Genomic DNA, 15,032 nt, shown 5'->3' on the forward strand with positions numbered 1-15,032 from the left:
CTGCTTAACCCCCTTCGCGTTTTATTAATTCGTAAATCCGGTCTTTAAGAGCCAGCTTTTCCTTCTGAATCTGCTTCTTGCGCACTTCCTCTTCCGCAGTGAGGTAGGCCTTGCGCACCAGCTCGTCGAGCTCCCGCTCCAAGGCCTGATGCCGCTCAAAAAGTTCCCGAATCTCCGGATGCCTTTCCGCATACTGTTTCACAAGTTCCTTGTCCATAGGCCTCTCCTTTTATTGGGATTTGAGGGGGTTGTCAAGGATTGTGAAAAAAATCTCAAAGGAGGGATCTTTAAATCTCTCCACGCTAACTATGCTAGCTAACCGAAAAGGGGCTCGTCAAGACTCTTCTTCCCAGGAGATGGCTCCTACCGGACAACTGTCAATGGCCTCCTGACAGTCACAGGACTGGCATCCTTCCTGATTCTTGACATAGGACTTTTCATTTTCGTCCAGTTCGAAGACTTCCGGGCATATCTCCACACAGGTTCCGCAACCGATACATTCTTCTTGGTTGACCACCAAGCGAGCCATGGCTGACCTCCTTTTTTGGATTTTTTGACCTTCATTTCTAGAATAAATCCGGACTCCGGAGACGACCTTGATCAAAGTCAAGGAGATTATCTTTGGTCTGGGAAGTACTTTTTAAGCAAGGGATTTTGGGGAGCCAAGATAGATAAATCTCTAAAGGCCCTTCGAGCCTCTTCTTTTTTCCCCAAGTAGTAGAGATTTAGGGCCAATTCGGCCAGGAAATTTATATCGGTAGGATAAAGAGCCAACATCTTCCGGCACACAGCCTCCGCTTGGGCATACTTCCCCTGTTGCCTTAAGGCGAAGCTTAAGCGTAAACGGCCATAATAATTGAAGGGGTCGATTTTGAGGACCCGATACATGAGTTTTTCCACTTGAGACCAATCTCTTTGGGCTAAATAAGGCAAACTCAATCCTAAAAGAGGCTCTACAGCCTCCGGTTGGGCCGAAAGGGCTCTTTCGTAATGTTTGATGGCTTCGCGATAGCGCCCGGCCCGATAAAAAAGCCAGCCCAGCCTCAAATTTACCGTATAATCCTGGGGATAAGCTCGAAATACGACTTGTAAGGCCCGGATGGCCTCGCTGAACCTTCCTTCTCTTTCATATCGGTAGGAGTCGTAATAGGCCTGACGGACCGTTTCATAAGAAAGACCCCAGGTCGTGCCGCTAAAAACTATCCCCAGCCAGAGGAAAAGGGTGATTTTTCGCATCTCAGAAGTTGAACCCCACAGAGGCGGTAACCACTGTCTGATTTACGTTCTTTCCCGTAGAAATTTCTTCATAGGTGTTCCAGTGCGTCTGTAATCCGAGCAGGTACTTATTTTCCCAACGATAGGTGAGCTCGGCTCCCGCTCCCCCCCGATATTTTTCGGTGAGATTATAGACCACGAATCCCCCGGTTTTTACGGCGAACACCTGCTGCCCCGCCCATCCCAAGATCTTAAAACTCACAGGCCCTCGGGTCCAGGTGGCCGAAAGTTCAAGGGAATAGTAATTCTTTAAAGAGAGGCCTATGCTTTTGCTTTCATCCACATGAATGTAATAGGCCCGGGTTTCTAGGTATAGACTGTCCGCTCCCAGGCGGCGGAAGTAGCCCGCATGAGGGGAAAATTGAAAGACCTCTAGATTTACCCATTGATCATAATTGGAGTAGTCCACTTCTAGCCCTATATTCCAGCGATAAGGTACAAAATAGGTGAGGTCTCCCAGAAGAATCCAGCCCTCGTCGGTAAGTTTATCGTCGCTAGAGATATAGTGGCCTCCCAGACGTAAGGAAAGATTAGGATGAAGCCCCGCAGTATAGGTATAGACCAAGGTGTAATCTGTTTGATCCAAGTCGGAATATGGAGACTCGTAATTGAGATGTAATTGAGAAAGGGCCGCCTCTAGCCCTTGCTTTTTCCCGTCTCCTATACTGCCATAAACCGTTATTGCATAACCGTCTTCCTTAATAGCCGAGTTGCCATAATTGAGATAAGTGCCGTAAAGAGCTAAATATTTCTTCAGGCCCTCCGCCTGGACCTCTGCAGTAAAAAGACAGAAAAGCCCTACTATTATCCAGAATTTAAACCCCCTTTTCATAGCCTAACCTCCTTATACAAAGATAACCTTGGGAAAGGCGCATTTCTATCTTTTCAAACCCCCGATCCTCAGCCAATCGCACCCGAGTATAAATTGTTTTTTCATTACACCGGAGATGTCCTTCGAAGTCAAGACGAGAAAGGGCTTGGTAACGAAGAATGGGGCGCCATCTTTGGGGCCACAGGGAAAGCAGAAAAAGTTCTAAATTTTTGCGCCAGGCGGGGAAGAAGATCTCCAGAGGAAGACGGTCCTCCCAGGAAAGCCCCGGGCGCAACCCCAGAGGGATTTTGGGGGCGGCCATTAAAAAATAGTAGAGGGGGGATTTTCGAGAGCCTTCAAAATTCAGGAAATAGAAGGCCCCGGTTTTCAGGGCGAAGTAAAGCCTGGCCCGTCCATCTGTAAGGTAGAAAGTGCCGTCCGGGGCCATTTCTACCCGAATTTCCACTTCATCTAGCCGTTGGTTGTCTCCCAGAAGCTCATAGATCAGCTTTTCTCCCAAAAGAAAATTCATGGTGTGTCGGATACGCTTGTCCGGAGGGAGGCCCTCCAGGGTTTCTCCCTCCTTCGGAAGAGAAAAGTCCCGAAACTTCCCGTCCGAAAGATAAGCGCGGAAGACGAAGGGTAGGCTCTGGGCCCCTATTTCCGGTTGTAGCTGGACATGAAGATGCAGGTGGGGCTCGGGGGCGTAGCCCGAACTTCCGCAAAGCCCCAAAAGAGCCCCTTTAACTACCCAGTCTCCTTCTTTTACGCGGAAGGTTCCGGGGCTGAAGTGGGCCAACACCACATAAAAACCTCGAGGATCATAAAGTATCAGGTGATTGCCCCAGGGCTGATCGGTGTTGGCCGATCCCGGAGGCTCATCTGGAAGGCCATCCACCAGGGTTATCACCCGTCCCGTAATCGGGGAGAATATGGGCTTACGATAGGCATAATAATCTTCTAGGACCATCCCCTCCCCTCGATAGGTGCGACCCCTTTCATCGGTGATAGCCAGATCCAAGGCCTGGCGCCAGGGGCCCTTGTGGGTAAACTGCCCCTCCGGACCTTGCCAAACCGTCCACCGGCCACTTACCGGAAGTTCGAGATCCCAAACTCCTGTGGGGAATCTTTTTCCCAGACTGAGGTGATAGTCCAAGGTCTTTTCCGGAGTTCCGCGGTAATAGGAGACCAGATCCCGGGATCCAGAAAGCCTCAAGGTATAAAGAAAAAGAACGGTGGTGAGGTTAAAAGGCAGGGCAAAGGCCGGCAGACCGAACTTTCTCCAGAAGACCTGTGAGGCGGCCGTAAGGGGAAAAGCTACCGCCGAGCCCAGGAGGGCCAGAAGATAGCTTCGGCGAGAGGGCAAAAGAAAGACTCCCCCGAGGGCCAGGGCCACCAGAATAAAATTAAAATGACCAGGGTCTGCAAAGGCCTGAGAGGCTGATCCGGTAAAGAAAATGGCCAACGCCGTACCGGAAAAATACCCTAAAAAGGCCAACAGGGAGAGGATGGGAGAAAAGGAAAGAAGCATGAGGAAGAGGGCCAAACCTATCAAAGGATAGGGCAAAAAGAAAATGGCTCCTAGGGCCCGAAAAAATCCCATAAGGGGGGGCGGAAAGGCTGGAGCAGGCAGAGAGATCCGAGGATAAAGACCTTCTACGAAGAGCCCGGAATACTGATAAGCCGCCAAGGCAGCCAGAAGACTTCCCAGGACAAAAGGTAAGCTGAGGATGGGCAGTCGCAAATAATAAGAAAAGAGGCTGTAGAGGGTGTAAGTGAGCACAAAGGTGAAAATACCCATTAAGACGAGAAAAACAAGACTAAGCAAACATAATTTGAAATAATATCCGATAGAAAGTCCTACCAAGAGAGGATTGTAAATATAGAAATCCAATCGCAGAAATTCTTCTTTTAGACCCAGTATTCGGGCAAAGCCGTAAGCGGCCAGCGCGCACGCCAGGGCTGAAAACCCTAGATTGGGATAGATTAAAGTAAGGAGAAGGATTAACAGTCCGGCTCCGGGATGAGAGAGAAAGAGGACCCCGGCATAGCTGTTGAGGATCGATCGGGGAATGTGACGGAAGTCTCTCATCGGAGATGTTCAGGGAGGTTTTCTAGACGCACAATGTCTTCCAGGGTTTCGGCTTTCCGGATAATTTCTGGATGCCCTTCTTCGGTGATAAGGACTACCGGGGGACGGTAGGTAATAAACTGCATCCATTGGGTTATGTTGTAAGCGCCCACCGGAGAAATCACTAGAGGGGTTTCCCGGGGTAGAGGGGGAAGGAGGATTGATTCCTCTACCACATCGATATTCATGCAGAGGGGGCCGTAAAGCACGCAGGGTTCCGGCGGCCCCAGAATTTCGTCCCCTAGCTCTACTTTGAGGCTGTACCAGAAGGCCGTAAAAAGGAGATTTACCCCGGCATCCAGTACGTAGGCCCGCTGACCGGTGGGCAGACGCTTTATAGCCCGCACGGTGGTCAAGAGGAACCCGGCTTCATCTACCAGGGCCCGACCGGACTCTAAAATAAGCAGGGGGTACTCGCCCGGTTGGAGACGGGAAAGAAGGACCCGCCCTATGCGTTCAGCATAGTCTGCCAAAGGGGGGACGGCCACCTCTGGAGGAAGATAGACTCCCTTTAGGCGATTGCGGGAAGGGAAGCCCCCACCCAGGTCGAGATATTCTATGTTCCAGCCAAATTTTTCTTCCAGTTGCCGGGCCAAGGTCAAAAGCTTTTCCGTAGCCCTAGCGTAAGCCTCCGGCTCGAGGATAAAGGTCCCTTGGTGGCAGTGGAGCCCCACCACTTCTAGTTTCCCTCCCGCAGCAATTCTTTGGGCCACCTGCAGGACCTCTCCACTTTCTAGATTGAAGCCGAACCGATCCCAGCGAGGATAAATTCCCGTATCCATATTGATCCGCAGGCCTATGGAGAGTTTACGCCCCTGTTCCGAGGCGATTTCTTCCAGGTCCAGGATCTCGTCTAGAGAATCCGCATTAATGCGGGCGCCTTCTTCTACCGCCCGGCGCAGGATGTTTTTGGGCTTGTAAGGGCCGTTGAAAATGATCTTCTCTCCCGGTACTCCCAGGCGTCGAGCCTTTTCGTATTCAAAATCCGAGACCACTTCCGCCGTGGCCCCTTCCTGATGAAAGATGCGGCAGATGGCATCCAGATAGTTGGTTTTGTAAGACCAGCTGAATTCCACCCGAGGATACTGGCTTTCAAAGATCCGGCGGGCATAGCGTATTTGTTCTCGCAGTCTTTTTTCGGAAAAGACAAAAAGAGGCGAACCATAGCGGCGCAGGAGGTCCTTTACCGGAACTCCGTCTATTTCCTTGCGCACCAAACTGGAGAGGGTGCTGCTCTTGTCGCGTAAAAACCCGACCTGGAGCTTGGTGATGGCGGGTTTTTGGTAGGCTTTTTTCTTCATCTTTCTCCTCGGGTCACCATGTACTGAAAGACCTCAAGGTCGGTGACCAAATCGTCGGTGAAACGGATGTAGAGTTTGCCAGCAGGATAGTTCCAGTCTCTCTCGGGCTCTTCCCCTAGGGCTGCGGCCAGGAGTCTTTCTGGAAGATTGACCCCTACTCCTACGGCAAAGTATATCCAGGCCGGGAACCGAGGGTTGATTTCAATGAGATAAAGTTCGTCTTCGTGGGAGATAACCTCCAATTCAAAAGCCCCTCGCCACCGATATTTCTGAACAAAGGTCTCCGCGGCCTCTAGCAGCCGGGGAAGGGTAATGGTTACTCCGGTCCAGATTTTTCCCAGGGCCGTAATCCAGAGCTTTTTGATGGCCAGGAGTCCGAAATGTCCCCCTTCTCCATCACCCAACCCTACTACATTTACCTCTTCTCCCTCCACTACTTCCTGAACGATCACCGGATAACCCCATTCGGCGGCGATGGTCTGAAAGTGGTGGAAGGCTTCTGCCTCAGTGTAGGCCCGCAGAGCCTTGTAAAATAGACCTTTGATCATTACCGGGAATCGGAGCTGAGTGAGGGCCCGCAGGAGTTCTTCCTGCGAAGAGACGGCGAAACTTACCGGACTCTTGAGACCGATGTTTTCGGCTACCACCGGCAGGCGGTCCTTGGCCCTTAGACGGAATTGTTCTCTGGTGGGCAAAAAGCTGGCTAGGCCATAAGCCGAAAGCTTTGCCTGAAGATCGATAAAAAGGGGAAGCTCGGCATCTAAGGACGGAATCACGACCTCTAGTCCTTCTTTTTCCTTGATATAAAGCAGGCGATTCAAAAAAGGGGCCTCCCCCTCAGAGGGATAAGGCATTAGGTAGGCCCGGTCTACCAAGTGAGGGAGATAGATCCCGGGTTCCATGGCATCGTAGGCCAGGCCTACTACGGAAACCGGCCTTGGCCCCTCTTTAAGGCCCTTAATGATCCCCAGCCCCGGTCCGGGATTGTCTACCGCGTTGATCCCCGAGACGGCCACCTTAACCATCGGTTTTCCCTTCCCAAAGATGGTATCGCCTCAATATCTCCAAAAACTCCTCTATATCTCTGAGCGCAGCTCCCGGGGAAATTTCATATTTTTCACTGAGGGCTTGGGCAATCTCCGGTGGACTTTTCCCCTCCCGTAAGGCCTTGAGGACCAGAAGTCCGGTTTCGTTCACGGTGTAAGCGTTTCCAGTCTCAGGGTCAAAGACGAATCCCTCGTCGCTTATGGCCAGTCGAGAAAGCTTCATGGCTAAAAGGTAGTTTAAAATGTAGTTTAGCAGATATATTTTGAATAGTGAATAGCCCAAGTTACTTTTCACTTTAAGGAGAGCTTCCATGATTCTGGCCACCGGACAGGACCGTTGCTATGACACCCGGGGTCGAGAGATCCCTTGCCAGGGAACCGGCCAGGATGGGCAGTGGCGTTTCGGGCTTTCGGGTTTTCCCCGGTTTAAGGTCCAGGGGGAGTTGGTGGAAGATCTCCTTACCGGGCTTTTCTGGCCCAAGAATGCCGCGCTTTTTGAATTCCCCATGTCTTGGGAAGAGGCTTTGCGGGCGGTGGCCAGGCTCAATCGCGAAAATTTTCTGGGTTTTTCTGACTGGCGACTTCCCAATCGGCGGGAGCTGCGCAGTTTAGTCTTTTATCAGGCCAAAAATCCGGTTCTTCCCCCGGGGCACCCCTTTGAAAACCTCTTTCATGGCTGGTATTGGACCTCCACCACGGCCGTCATCAACCCCCGTTATGCCTGGAATGTACATTTCGGGGGAGGACGCATGTTTTACAGTCACAAAGAGGACGAAAGAATGGTTTGGCCGGTGCGCGGAAGGTTCCGTCTTCCCGCCACCGGACAGCACACCTGCTACAACACTTTGGGGAACCCTGTGTCCTGCTCTGGGACCGGACAGGACGGTGAGATCCGTTCCGGGCTGCCCTGGCCAGAGCCCCGATTTGAACTCCGTGCTGAAGCGGTCTTTGACCGTTTGACCGGTCTTTTCTGGACCCGTTTGGCGGATCTCGCCCCGGGGAGGGTCACCTGGGAAGAGGCCTTTCAGGTGGTGGTGGAGCTTAACCGACGCAAGTTTTCCGGATTTTCCGACTGGCGCCTTCCCAACATCAACGAATTGGAAAGCCTGGTGGATGCGCAGTATCACTCTCCGGCCCTGCCCAGGGATCATCCCTTCCAGGAGGTGCGAGAATATTACTGGTCCTCCACCACCAGCTTTTACGATCCCCTCTGGGCCTGGGCCCTTTATCTGGCCAAGGGGGCGGTGGGGATAGGACTCAAACACGGCCCCCACTTTTATGTCTGGGCCGTGCGGGGAAGACCCTGGCGCCCCCGGGAGGACTCGAACCCCCAACCTGCGGATTAGAAGTCCGCTGCTCTATCCAGTTGAGCTACGGGGGCTTCAATTAATTTTGACACAAGCCGGCCTTCAGGCAAGGGCCTCTTCTTCCCATTCCTCCGAAGAACTTTCCCCTTGAGGGATGACCTCCGGGGCCCGGATGAATTCCCGGATCTTTTCCACCTCCTGCGGGAGATCCGGGTCCCGCTGACAGGTCTCACATTGGCGGATGTGGCGATGGATAAATTCCATCATCCGGGCCGGAGCCAGGGCGTCCTCCCGCACCTTGAGGAACCATTCCCGGGCCAAGCTCCTTAGCCTTTGACACTGCATATCCCGCCCCTCGGTGGTCTTAAATATAAGCTTCCTTGACGAGATCGGAAGCAGCCTTTATATAAAGGAGCGATCAACGAAAATCAAGGGGTGGACCTTATGGCCAGACATAAAAAGATCGAACGCCAGCGGGAGATCGAACGCCGGAGACGTCGCCGGGCCAAACTGGCCAAACTGCGGGCCAAGGGACTCTTCCCGCGCCCGGAAGGTTATGACCCCCGGGTCTATCCTTATGTGGCCTACGCCGTGGCCAAGGGTCTGATGAGCCTGGAAGAGGCCCTCAAGCGCCTGGAAGAGGCCAAGCTTACCGAGGGGCAGACCCAGTAGATCCTTTACCGGCGGGCCTTCTCGATCAGTCTCAACATCTCGCGTACCGCCTCCACCATACCCACAAAGATGGCCCGGCCCACGATGGCGTGGCCAATACTGAATTCTTCCACCTCCGGGATGGCCGCTACCGGCTCAATATTTTCGTAAGAAAGGCCGTGGCCGGCATGCACCTCAAAGCCTAGATCCCGAGCCACCCGGGCCGCCTCTTCCAACCGGGCGAGCTCCCTTTCCCTTTCCTCCCCGGCCGGGGCCTCAGCGTAGTTTCCGGTGTGAAGTTCCACCACATCCGCCCCGGTGCGAGCGGCGGCCTTGAGCTCTGCGGGATCGGGATTGATAAAAAGACTTACCTTGAAAATCCCCCCTTCTTTGAGCCGCTCCACCACTTGACGCACCTTTTTGGTGCGTCCCTTGACCGCGAGTCCTCCTTCAGTGGTGATCTCTGTCCTTCTTTCCGGAACCAGGGTCACCTGGTCCGGCCTGACCTCCAAGGCGAACTGAATCATCTCCTCCGTGGCCGCCATCTCCAGAATAAGCTTGGTCTTTACGATTTCCCGCAGAAGGCGGACGTCGCGCTCCTGGATGTGTCGGCGATCACCCCGGAGGTGAACCACAATCCCGTGGGCCCCTCCGAGTTCGGCCAGCACCGCGGCCTGCACCGGATCGGGATAGTGCACCTTGCGGGCCTCTCTCACCGTAGCCACATGATCCACATTTACCGCAAGCTTGGCCGGCATGAATTCCCTCCTTTTTAAGAATTCTACCACCTTTTTATGCCCTTTTGGGGCCAATTTTTCAAGGAGCTGGGCCTCAAGGGCGGCCATACGGGCTGCAGCTAGCCCGCCTCCCTCGTGTTCATGACCTAAGAGATGGAGGAGGCCGTGGAGGGCCAGGGCCAAAAGATAAGCCTGATAAGGTAGTCCATAAATCTCGGCCTCCCTCCGGGCGGTTTCCTGAGAAAGAAAAATCTCCCCTAAAAAGGGGGCTTGCGGGGGGCGCTTCCCTTCCCAGTAAGAAAAGGAGATAACGTTGGTGGGGCCGGAACGGCCCAGATACCGCCGGTTGATCTCGGCGATGGCCTCATCGTTTACCAGATGAATTTCTAGACTCTTTTCCGGAAGCCCCAGGATCTCTAAAGCCCGGGCCAGTTTTTTCTGGAGATAGTCTTTCACCTTTCTTGCACCTTGCGCGCAAAGATGAGGTAGCCGGTATGGGCCACCATGCGGTCTTCCGGACGCAGTCTTTCGGGATTTACCTTATAAAACCGCTCCAGGATCTCCTGGACCTCGAGGGCTACAAAGGGAAGACCCTCCAGGGCCTCTAGCAGGCGGGAGACCTGGTTGACCGTGGGGACCAGGGCCCCAAAGGGCGCGCCCCCCTTGAGGGCCTTCCAGGCCGCAGGTAAAAGCTCCCAGGGTTCGCGCACATCCAAGAAAAGGGCGTCGGCCTCCTTTTCGCCGAAGTCCTCTCGCACCCCTTCCCGGAAGATGACCCGTTCCAGCAACCCGGCCCGGGCCAAGTTCTCCCGGGCCACCTTACGGAACCGGGCCTCTTTTTCGTAAGTGATCACCCGTCCTTCGGGGCCTACGGCGGCGGCCAGGGCTAGGGTGAGGGCCCCGGAGCCCGTGCCACATTCCAGTATGGTTTTGCCAGGGCGTACGTCGAGTTTCAGGAGGATAAGACCGATCTCTTTGGGATAGATGATCTGGGTAGCCCGACGGACCTTCATCAGGTGGTCGTAGAGGGTGGGGCGCAGGGCGTAAAAGGGAAGGCCCTTCCGGCCTAGAATCCTGCTTCCCCAAGGTCTTCCCAGAAAGGCCCCCAGATCTACCGCATCGCGGTGGGTGTGAAACTCGCGCGCTTCCGCGGGGAGAAGATAGGTATGCCCTCCGGGAGCCAGGAGAAGCAGAAGATCCCCTTCCCGGATGATCCCGTCCATCAATCCCCGGCGGAAAGAAAGGCCTTATAGGCCCGATAGGTCATATAGAGATCGGCCTTATGGGCTACTTCAAAGGGAGAATGCATACCGAGAAGCGGTGGGCCCAGGTCCACGATGTCCATCCCGTAGGCCGCCAGATACTTGGCCACCGTGCCTCCTCCCCCTTCATCCACCTTGCCCATGGAGGCAGCCTGATAGATCACTCCAGCCTCCGAAAAGATACGCCTCAGCCAGGCTACATATTCCGCATGGGCATCATTGGCCATATACTTTCCTCCGTGGCCGGTATATTTAGTGAGGACCACCCCGTAGCCCATGCGGGCGTCGTTTAACTTCTCATGAACTTCCAGGTAGTGAGGATCCATGCCTGCGGTGACGTCTCCGGAGACCGCCCGAGTGCGCAGCAGGGTCTCCAGCACCGTGTCTCCTTGAGGGGTGACCCCCCAAAGTTTGAGATAGTCGTAGATGAGCTTTTCGAGGAACCGACTCTTGGCTCCGGTATTTCCGTCAGAGCCAATTTCCTCCTTGTCCAAAAAGAGGACCAGGGTGGAATATTCCGGTTCTTGGAGCTCGAGGAGGGCCGCCAGGGCCGCAAAGGCGCAAATGCGGTCGTCCTGTCCGTAGCCCCCGATAAAGGCCCGGTCAAGCCCCACCTCTACCGCGGGGCCGGCGGGGACCACCTCCAATTCCGCGCTCACGAAATCCTCCTCGGTGATCCCGTACTTTTCATGAAGGAGCTTCAAAATGGCCAGCTTTACCCGCTCTTTTTCTTCGGCCTCCCCGGGAAGAGGCAGTCCGCCTACGAGCACGTTGAGTTTCTCTCCGGGGATGGCCTCAGAGAGCTTCTTTTCTCCCTGAACCTTACGGGCCAGATGGGGCAGAAGATCGCAGACCGTAAGTACCGGATCACCCGGGGCCTCTCCGAGGACCACTTTTACCCGGGTCCCGTCCGGCTTGACCACTACCCCGTGGAGGGCCAGCGGCCGGGCCACCCAGTGATACTTCTTGATCCCTCCGTAATAGTGGGTCTTGAAAAAGGCCATTTCCAGATCTTCATAGAGGGGGTGGAGCTTGAGATCCAGACGGGGGCTGTCGATATGGGTGGCGATGAGGCGCACCCCATAATAAGGGGGCTTTTTTCCGGCCACCATGGCCGCCAAAGTCTTTTCCCGAAAGACAGTAAAATAGCGGGCCGAGGGTTTTTCGGTGAAGCCCGCTTTCTTGAGGAGGGCGGCCATGGCCTCCACGCATTCCCTCTCGGTCTTGGCCAAAGAGAGGAATTTGCGGTAGTCCTCCGCCAGCCTCTCGAGGGCCTTTTTATCCTTTTCCGCAAGCTGATCCCAGACCGGACGGGGGCGATAGGCTAACTTTTCTTTCAGAGTCTTGAGTTCGTCCTTTTTGCGCCGGGCCATGAGCACCTCCTTCGCCAGAATCCCTGCGGCAAAGTTAGCCCGGAGGTCCGTCTAGGTCAACTCAAAAAAGATGCCGCAAAAGATGGCTCATAGAGGCCCCATTTTGAGAGCCGGCCGGGGCCCTCCGCGGTGCCGGAGTGAACTCTACCGAAGGGGCTTGACGCACGGGTTGCGGAAAGAGACTCATTAATTGATAGATCTCGTGGGGCATGTCCGTGCGTACGGGAAGGCCCAGTTTGCGGGCCTCCTCAAAGGTGAGGGGATAGTCGTGAGTCCAATGGCCCTGGGTGAGGAGTTCCGCCAGTTCGTCCACCTTTTCCGGAGGATACTTTCCGGAAAGAAGGTCTCGAAGGTTTTCTTTCATTTGACGCAGGGCCTTTTCGGCCACATCGGCCAGAATCAGGGTCTGGTCCTCCACGTGCTCCCGGGGCTTTTCCCTTACGGCCCGCAGGATGGAGGCCGCAGGAAATTGTCCCAGCTGGGGGTCCACCGGCCCCAGGACCGCGTGCTCGTCCATGACGATCTCGTCGGCGGCCAGGGCAATGAGGGTCCCTCCGCTCATGGCGTAATGGGGAATGAAGGCCGTGACCTTGGCCGGGTGTTTCTTTACCGCCCGGGCAATCTGGAGCGCCGCCAGCACCAGCCCCCCGGGGGTGTGGAGAATGAGATCGATGGGGACCTCGGGGTCTGTGAGATGAATGGCCCGGATCACCTGTTCGGAGTCGTTGATGTCGATGAAACGCATGATGGGAAAGCCGAGAAGACTCATGGTTTCCTGCCGATGGACCAGAAGGATGACCCGCGAGCCCCGGGCCTTCTCGATCCGGGAGATCATGCGCTGCCGGGCAGCCTCGAGCAACCTCTGGCGGAGGACCGGCTGAAGGGCCGCCAGCATGAAAAAGAAGAAAAAAAGGTCAAATCCGCTCATAGAGGCCTCCTAACGGTTTAACCGATCAAAATAGGAAACCACCGGTCCCCAGGGGACCTCTTCGTCTTTGAAATATCCACAGGAAGCCCTACAGAAGAGGCGATGGGTGAGGACTCCGGCCAGAAACCCTCCGGCATGAGCCCACCAGGCCACACCCCCTATCTCTCCTGGAAGGGCCAGAGAGAGGGTGCCGGAGAAGACCTGCAAGAGGTACCAGTAGCCCAGATAAAGGAGGGCCGGGACTTCAAAGAAGAAGGGAAAGAAAAAGACGGGGACCATGACAATGACCCGGGCGAAAGGGAACATGACGAAGTAGGCCCCCAGCACTCCAGAGATGGCCCCCGAGGCCCCAATGGTGGGGACGGTGGAGTCGGGGTGCATAAAAAGGTGGGTGAGAGCCGCCGCCAGCCCGCAGAGGAGATAAAAGAGGAGAAAACGCAGGTGGCCCATGCGGTCCTCCACGTTATCCCCGAAGATCCAGAGGGTCCACATGTTTCCTAGAAAATGTACCCAGCCTCCGTGAAGAAAGAGATGGGTAAAAAGGGTGAGGAAGGCCCCGGGTGGAAAACCCTGGGCCGCAGCCCAATCGGGATGGGTGAAGCGGGCCGGGATGAGTCCTAGATACTGGAAAAGGAGTTCCCGGCTGTGATGGGGAAGAGATACCTCCAGGAAAAAGACCAGGCCGTTTACGGCGATAAGTCCCCAAGTTATGAGGGGGACCCGGCGACGAGGGAGGATATCCTGGATGGGGATCATCCTAAGGCCCCTATGGCTTTCCCTCGTACCCCTTTGCGAAAGGCCTCGCTGCGGGAGACCAGGTCTTTTCCGGCCTCGGCCACCAGGCCCAATTCGTAGTCTTTGGCCTCCTTGCGGGCCAAGGCGATCAGCCCCTCTTTCCCTTTTTCGATAAAGGCCTTGGCTAGTTCCGCCTCCGGGGTGGCCCTTTCGGAAAGGACGTAAAATTCTGCCACCCGCAGGGCGTAACGATTGGCGTTAAAGGCCACGGCCCCTCCTCCGCCCTCCCGCGCGAGCTCCAAGGCTTCCACATCGGTAATGCTGTCTCCTATATAGAGGGCCTCTGAAGGAGAGAATCCGGTCTCCGAGAGGGCGGTCTCCAGGGCCCGGGCCTTTTCCTTTCCGCCCACCGGATTGACCTCCTCCAGGAAACGCCCGGCTTCCATTTCCGGAAGCTTCCGCCAGAAGATCTCCTCCAGGACCTCCACCGCCCGCTGGCTTTCGGGAGGAAGGTCCTCAAACCCTCGGGCCCCTTCCGGGATTTCGATCAGAGGAAGTTCCAGGATCTTTTCGGCCCATTCTCGGAGAAGACGGGCCTCGGCCTCCGGGATTTTCACCGCTTCAAAGTCCACCTCCGTGCAGAAGACTCGCTCCAAGGGGAAACCGGAAACTTCACCGAGAGCTTCGAGATAAGGCCGATAGCTGGTACTGATGATAAAGGTGGGAAGAAGTTGGTTGAGGAACTTAAGGGTTTCCGCGGCCCCGGGCAGCACCCGCAGGGTCTTCCGGGAGAACTCCCGCAGGGCCCGATTGGTAGCCCCGTAGGCCTTAAGAAAGGGAAGGATGAGTTTCAGGGTGTCTCCGGCCTTGTAGCCCGGGCGACGCTCCACATCCGCCAGATAGTCGTCATAGCGGGAGATCCGGGCGAAGAACTCCCCACCCTGCGGAAGGAGGGCCGCGGTAAATTCGTAGGCGTTGTCGTTCAAAGTTACTGGACCTTCGCAATCCAGGGCCAAAAGCGGCATGACCTCCCCTTTCTTTCCTCTGGGAAAGTGTTAAATTTATTTTTACCACAAAGACTGGTACGGGAAAAGCCATGCCCCTTTACGAATTCCGCTGCGAGATCTGTGGAGAGGTCTTTGAACGTTTGATGAAGATAGGCGAAGACTTTCCTCCCTGTCCCCGTTGCGGGGAGACCCGGGTCATGAAACTGCCCTCCCTTTTTGGTTTTCAGGACGCCTCCGGCTTCCGCAGCGAGAGGGAAAGAGCCGTCCTCAAACGGGCTCGGGATTATCTTATTGACGGAAAGGTCCGGGATGCCCGGCGTTTTCTCTCTATGGCCAAGGAATATGTGAAAACCGATGCTGTAAAGCGCCTCCATGAGGCCCTTTCCGAAAGAAAGCCGCTAAAAGGAGGCTATGTTTCTCGAACGGAGTTGGTGATCACCAAGAAGAAAGAAAAGTGACCAGGAGAGA

The 15,032-nt window shown here is 55.1% G+C and carries 18 protein-coding genes and 1 tRNA gene; 3 read left to right on the forward strand and 16 right to left on the reverse strand.

From position 1 onward, the window contains the following. Positions 1-4: 4 nt before the first annotated feature. The 8 genes from FVE67_RS08000 to FVE67_RS08035 all read right to left on the reverse strand — a co-directional run bounded on the left by FVE67_RS08000 (position 5) and on the right by FVE67_RS08035 (position 6,877). The gene (locus tag FVE67_RS08000; RefSeq protein ID WP_168720081.1) at positions 5-217 is read right to left on the reverse strand and encodes an HP1242/YdcH family protein; all 213 of its coding nucleotides are present in this window, start codon (positions 215-217) and stop codon (positions 5-7) included. A 117-nt stretch (positions 218-334) separates the two neighbouring features. Continuing rightward, positions 335-610 (reverse strand): ferredoxin, encoded by a 276-nt coding sequence (locus FVE67_RS08005; protein ID WP_425505355.1) that lies wholly within the window; start codon positions 608-610, stop codon positions 335-337. 5 nt (positions 611-615) lie between these two features. Continuing rightward, entirely contained in the window at positions 616-1,236 is a 621-nt protein-coding gene (locus tag FVE67_RS08010; protein WP_168720083.1) for a tetratricopeptide repeat protein, read from the reverse strand. Between the two features lies 1 nt (position 1,237). Beyond that, positions 1,238-2,107: a hypothetical protein gene (locus FVE67_RS08015; protein WP_168720084.1), complete on the reverse strand. Its 870-nt coding sequence runs from the start codon at positions 2,105-2,107 to the stop codon at positions 1,238-1,240. Further along, positions 2,091-4,178, reverse strand: a complete 2,088-nt coding sequence (locus FVE67_RS08020) for an urea transporter (RefSeq protein ID WP_168720085.1) — start codon at positions 4,176-4,178, stop codon at positions 2,091-2,093. Before FVE67_RS08020 ends, FVE67_RS08015 begins: the two co-directional genes overlap by 17 nt. Then, complete coding sequence (locus FVE67_RS08025) at positions 4,175-5,518, reverse strand: alanine racemase (RefSeq protein WP_168720086.1); 1,344 nt, start codon at positions 5,516-5,518, stop codon at positions 4,175-4,177. Before FVE67_RS08025 ends, FVE67_RS08020 begins: the two co-directional genes overlap by 4 nt. Next, positions 5,515-6,543: an ATP-grasp domain-containing protein gene (locus FVE67_RS08030; protein ID WP_168720087.1), complete on the reverse strand. Its 1,029-nt coding sequence runs from the start codon at positions 6,541-6,543 to the stop codon at positions 5,515-5,517. The genes FVE67_RS08025 and FVE67_RS08030 overlap by 4 nt, the downstream gene beginning before the upstream one ends. After that, positions 6,536-6,877, reverse strand: coding sequence for a PqqD family protein (locus FVE67_RS08035; RefSeq protein WP_246167878.1), 342 nt, complete (start codon positions 6,875-6,877; stop codon positions 6,536-6,538). Before FVE67_RS08035 ends, FVE67_RS08030 begins: the two co-directional genes overlap by 8 nt. Between FVE67_RS08035 and FVE67_RS09560 the strand changes: the two genes are divergently transcribed. Further along, entirely contained in the window at positions 6,876-7,910 is a 1,035-nt protein-coding gene (locus FVE67_RS09560; RefSeq protein WP_168720371.1) for an Lcl C-terminal domain-containing protein, read from the forward strand. The two genes, FVE67_RS08035 and FVE67_RS09560, sit on opposite strands and share 2 nt — an antisense overlap. On the opposite strand, the gene FVE67_RS08045 is transcribed toward FVE67_RS09560, so the two are convergent. Together FVE67_RS08045 and FVE67_RS08050 are read right to left on the reverse strand one after the other, a co-directional pair. Next, positions 7,869-7,945 (reverse strand) — tRNA-Arg (locus tag FVE67_RS08045). The genes FVE67_RS09560 and FVE67_RS08045 overlap by 42 nt on opposite strands. Before the next feature lie 28 nt (positions 7,946-7,973). After that, on the reverse strand, positions 7,974-8,216 hold the full coding sequence (locus FVE67_RS08050; RefSeq protein ID WP_168720088.1) for a hypothetical protein: 243 nt from the start codon (positions 8,214-8,216) through the stop codon (positions 7,974-7,976). Between the two features lie 99 nt (positions 8,217-8,315). Here FVE67_RS08050 and FVE67_RS08055 point away from each other — a divergent pair, with 99 nt between their 5' ends. After that, positions 8,316-8,543 (forward strand): hypothetical protein, encoded by a 228-nt coding sequence (locus tag FVE67_RS08055; RefSeq protein WP_168720089.1) that lies wholly within the window; start codon positions 8,316-8,318, stop codon positions 8,541-8,543. A 5-nt stretch (positions 8,544-8,548) separates the two neighbouring features. Here FVE67_RS08055 and FVE67_RS08060 read toward each other — a convergent pair whose 3' ends face one another. The 6 genes from FVE67_RS08060 to FVE67_RS08085 all read right to left on the reverse strand — a co-directional run bounded on the left by FVE67_RS08060 (position 8,549) and on the right by FVE67_RS08085 (position 14,582). Then, positions 8,549-9,715: a pyridoxine 5'-phosphate synthase gene (locus FVE67_RS08060; protein ID WP_168720090.1), complete on the reverse strand. Its 1,167-nt coding sequence runs from the start codon at positions 9,713-9,715 to the stop codon at positions 8,549-8,551. Then, positions 9,712-10,482, reverse strand: coding sequence for a tRNA (adenine-N1)-methyltransferase (locus FVE67_RS08065; protein ID WP_168720091.1), 771 nt, complete (start codon positions 10,480-10,482; stop codon positions 9,712-9,714). The genes FVE67_RS08060 and FVE67_RS08065 overlap by 4 nt, the downstream gene beginning before the upstream one ends. Further along, positions 10,482-11,894 (reverse strand): aminopeptidase, encoded by a 1,413-nt coding sequence (locus tag FVE67_RS08070; RefSeq protein ID WP_168720092.1) that lies wholly within the window; start codon positions 11,892-11,894, stop codon positions 10,482-10,484. Before FVE67_RS08070 ends, FVE67_RS08065 begins: the two co-directional genes overlap by 1 nt. A gap of 61 nt (positions 11,895-11,955) precedes the next feature. Continuing rightward, entirely contained in the window at positions 11,956-12,822 is an 867-nt protein-coding gene (locus FVE67_RS08075; RefSeq protein ID WP_168720093.1) for an SDH family Clp fold serine proteinase, read from the reverse strand. Positions 12,823-12,831: 9 nt separating this feature from the next. After that, entirely contained in the window at positions 12,832-13,578 is a 747-nt protein-coding gene (locus FVE67_RS08080; protein ID WP_168720094.1) for a rhomboid family intramembrane serine protease, read from the reverse strand. Continuing rightward, positions 13,575-14,582 (reverse strand): hypothetical protein, encoded by a 1,008-nt coding sequence (locus tag FVE67_RS08085; RefSeq protein WP_168720095.1) that lies wholly within the window; start codon positions 14,580-14,582, stop codon positions 13,575-13,577. The genes FVE67_RS08080 and FVE67_RS08085 overlap by 4 nt, the downstream gene beginning before the upstream one ends. Before the next feature lie 71 nt (positions 14,583-14,653). Between FVE67_RS08085 and FVE67_RS08090 the strand changes: the two genes are divergently transcribed. Next, entirely contained in the window at positions 14,654-15,022 is a 369-nt protein-coding gene (locus tag FVE67_RS08090; protein ID WP_168720096.1) for an FmdB family zinc ribbon protein, read from the forward strand. The last annotated feature ends 10 nt before the right edge of the window (positions 15,023-15,032 follow it).

It is taken from the genome of Thermosulfurimonas marina (assembly GCF_012317585.1).
GTDB lineage: Bacteria > Desulfobacterota > Thermodesulfobacteria > Thermodesulfobacteriales > Thermodesulfobacteriaceae > Thermosulfurimonas_A > Thermosulfurimonas_A marina.

What these genes read in the sequence shown, in the direction of transcription:
- FVE67_RS08075 (WP_168720093.1), bottom strand. Translation starts at nt 12,822, where the DNA reads ATGAGCGGATTTGACCTTTTTTTCTTCTTTTTCATGCTGGCGGCCCTT.
- FVE67_RS08065 (WP_168720091.1), bottom strand. Translation starts at nt 10,482, where the DNA reads ATGGACGGGATCATCCGGGAAGGGGATCTTCTGCTTCTCCTGGCTCCC.
- FVE67_RS08015 (WP_168720084.1), bottom strand. Translation starts at nt 2,107, where the DNA reads ATGAAAAGGGGGTTTAAATTCTGGATAATAGTAGGGCTTTTCTGTCTT.
- FVE67_RS08010 (WP_168720083.1), bottom strand. Translation starts at nt 1,236, where the DNA reads ATGCGAAAAATCACCCTTTTCCTCTGGCTGGGGATAGTTTTTAGCGGC.
- FVE67_RS08035 (WP_246167878.1), bottom strand. Translation starts at nt 6,877, where the DNA reads ATGGAAGCTCTCCTTAAAGTGAAAAGTAACTTGGGCTATTCACTATTC.
- FVE67_RS08085 (WP_168720095.1), bottom strand. Translation starts at nt 14,582, where the DNA reads ATGCCGCTTTTGGCCCTGGATTGCGAAGGTCCAGTAACTTTGAACGAC.
- FVE67_RS08025 (WP_168720086.1), bottom strand. Translation starts at nt 5,518, where the DNA reads ATGAAGAAAAAAGCCTACCAAAAACCCGCCATCACCAAGCTCCAGGTC.
- FVE67_RS09560 (WP_168720371.1), top strand. Translation starts at nt 6,876, where the DNA reads ATGATTCTGGCCACCGGACAGGACCGTTGCTATGACACCCGGGGTCGA.
- FVE67_RS08090 (WP_168720096.1), top strand. Translation starts at nt 14,654, where the DNA reads ATGCCCCTTTACGAATTCCGCTGCGAGATCTGTGGAGAGGTCTTTGAA.
- FVE67_RS08080 (WP_168720094.1), bottom strand. Translation starts at nt 13,578, where the DNA reads ATGATCCCCATCCAGGATATCCTCCCTCGTCGCCGGGTCCCCCTCATA.
- FVE67_RS08055 (WP_168720089.1), top strand. Translation starts at nt 8,316, where the DNA reads ATGGCCAGACATAAAAAGATCGAACGCCAGCGGGAGATCGAACGCCGG.
- FVE67_RS08050 (WP_168720088.1), bottom strand. Translation starts at nt 8,216, where the DNA reads ATGCAGTGTCAAAGGCTAAGGAGCTTGGCCCGGGAATGGTTCCTCAAG.
- FVE67_RS08020 (WP_168720085.1), bottom strand. Translation starts at nt 4,178, where the DNA reads ATGAGAGACTTCCGTCACATTCCCCGATCGATCCTCAACAGCTATGCC.
- FVE67_RS08000 (WP_168720081.1), bottom strand. Translation starts at nt 217, where the DNA reads ATGGACAAGGAACTTGTGAAACAGTATGCGGAAAGGCATCCGGAGATT.
- FVE67_RS08030 (WP_168720087.1), bottom strand. Translation starts at nt 6,543, where the DNA reads ATGGTTAAGGTGGCCGTCTCGGGGATCAACGCGGTAGACAATCCCGGA.
- FVE67_RS08070 (WP_168720092.1), bottom strand. Translation starts at nt 11,894, where the DNA reads ATGGCCCGGCGCAAAAAGGACGAACTCAAGACTCTGAAAGAAAAGTTA.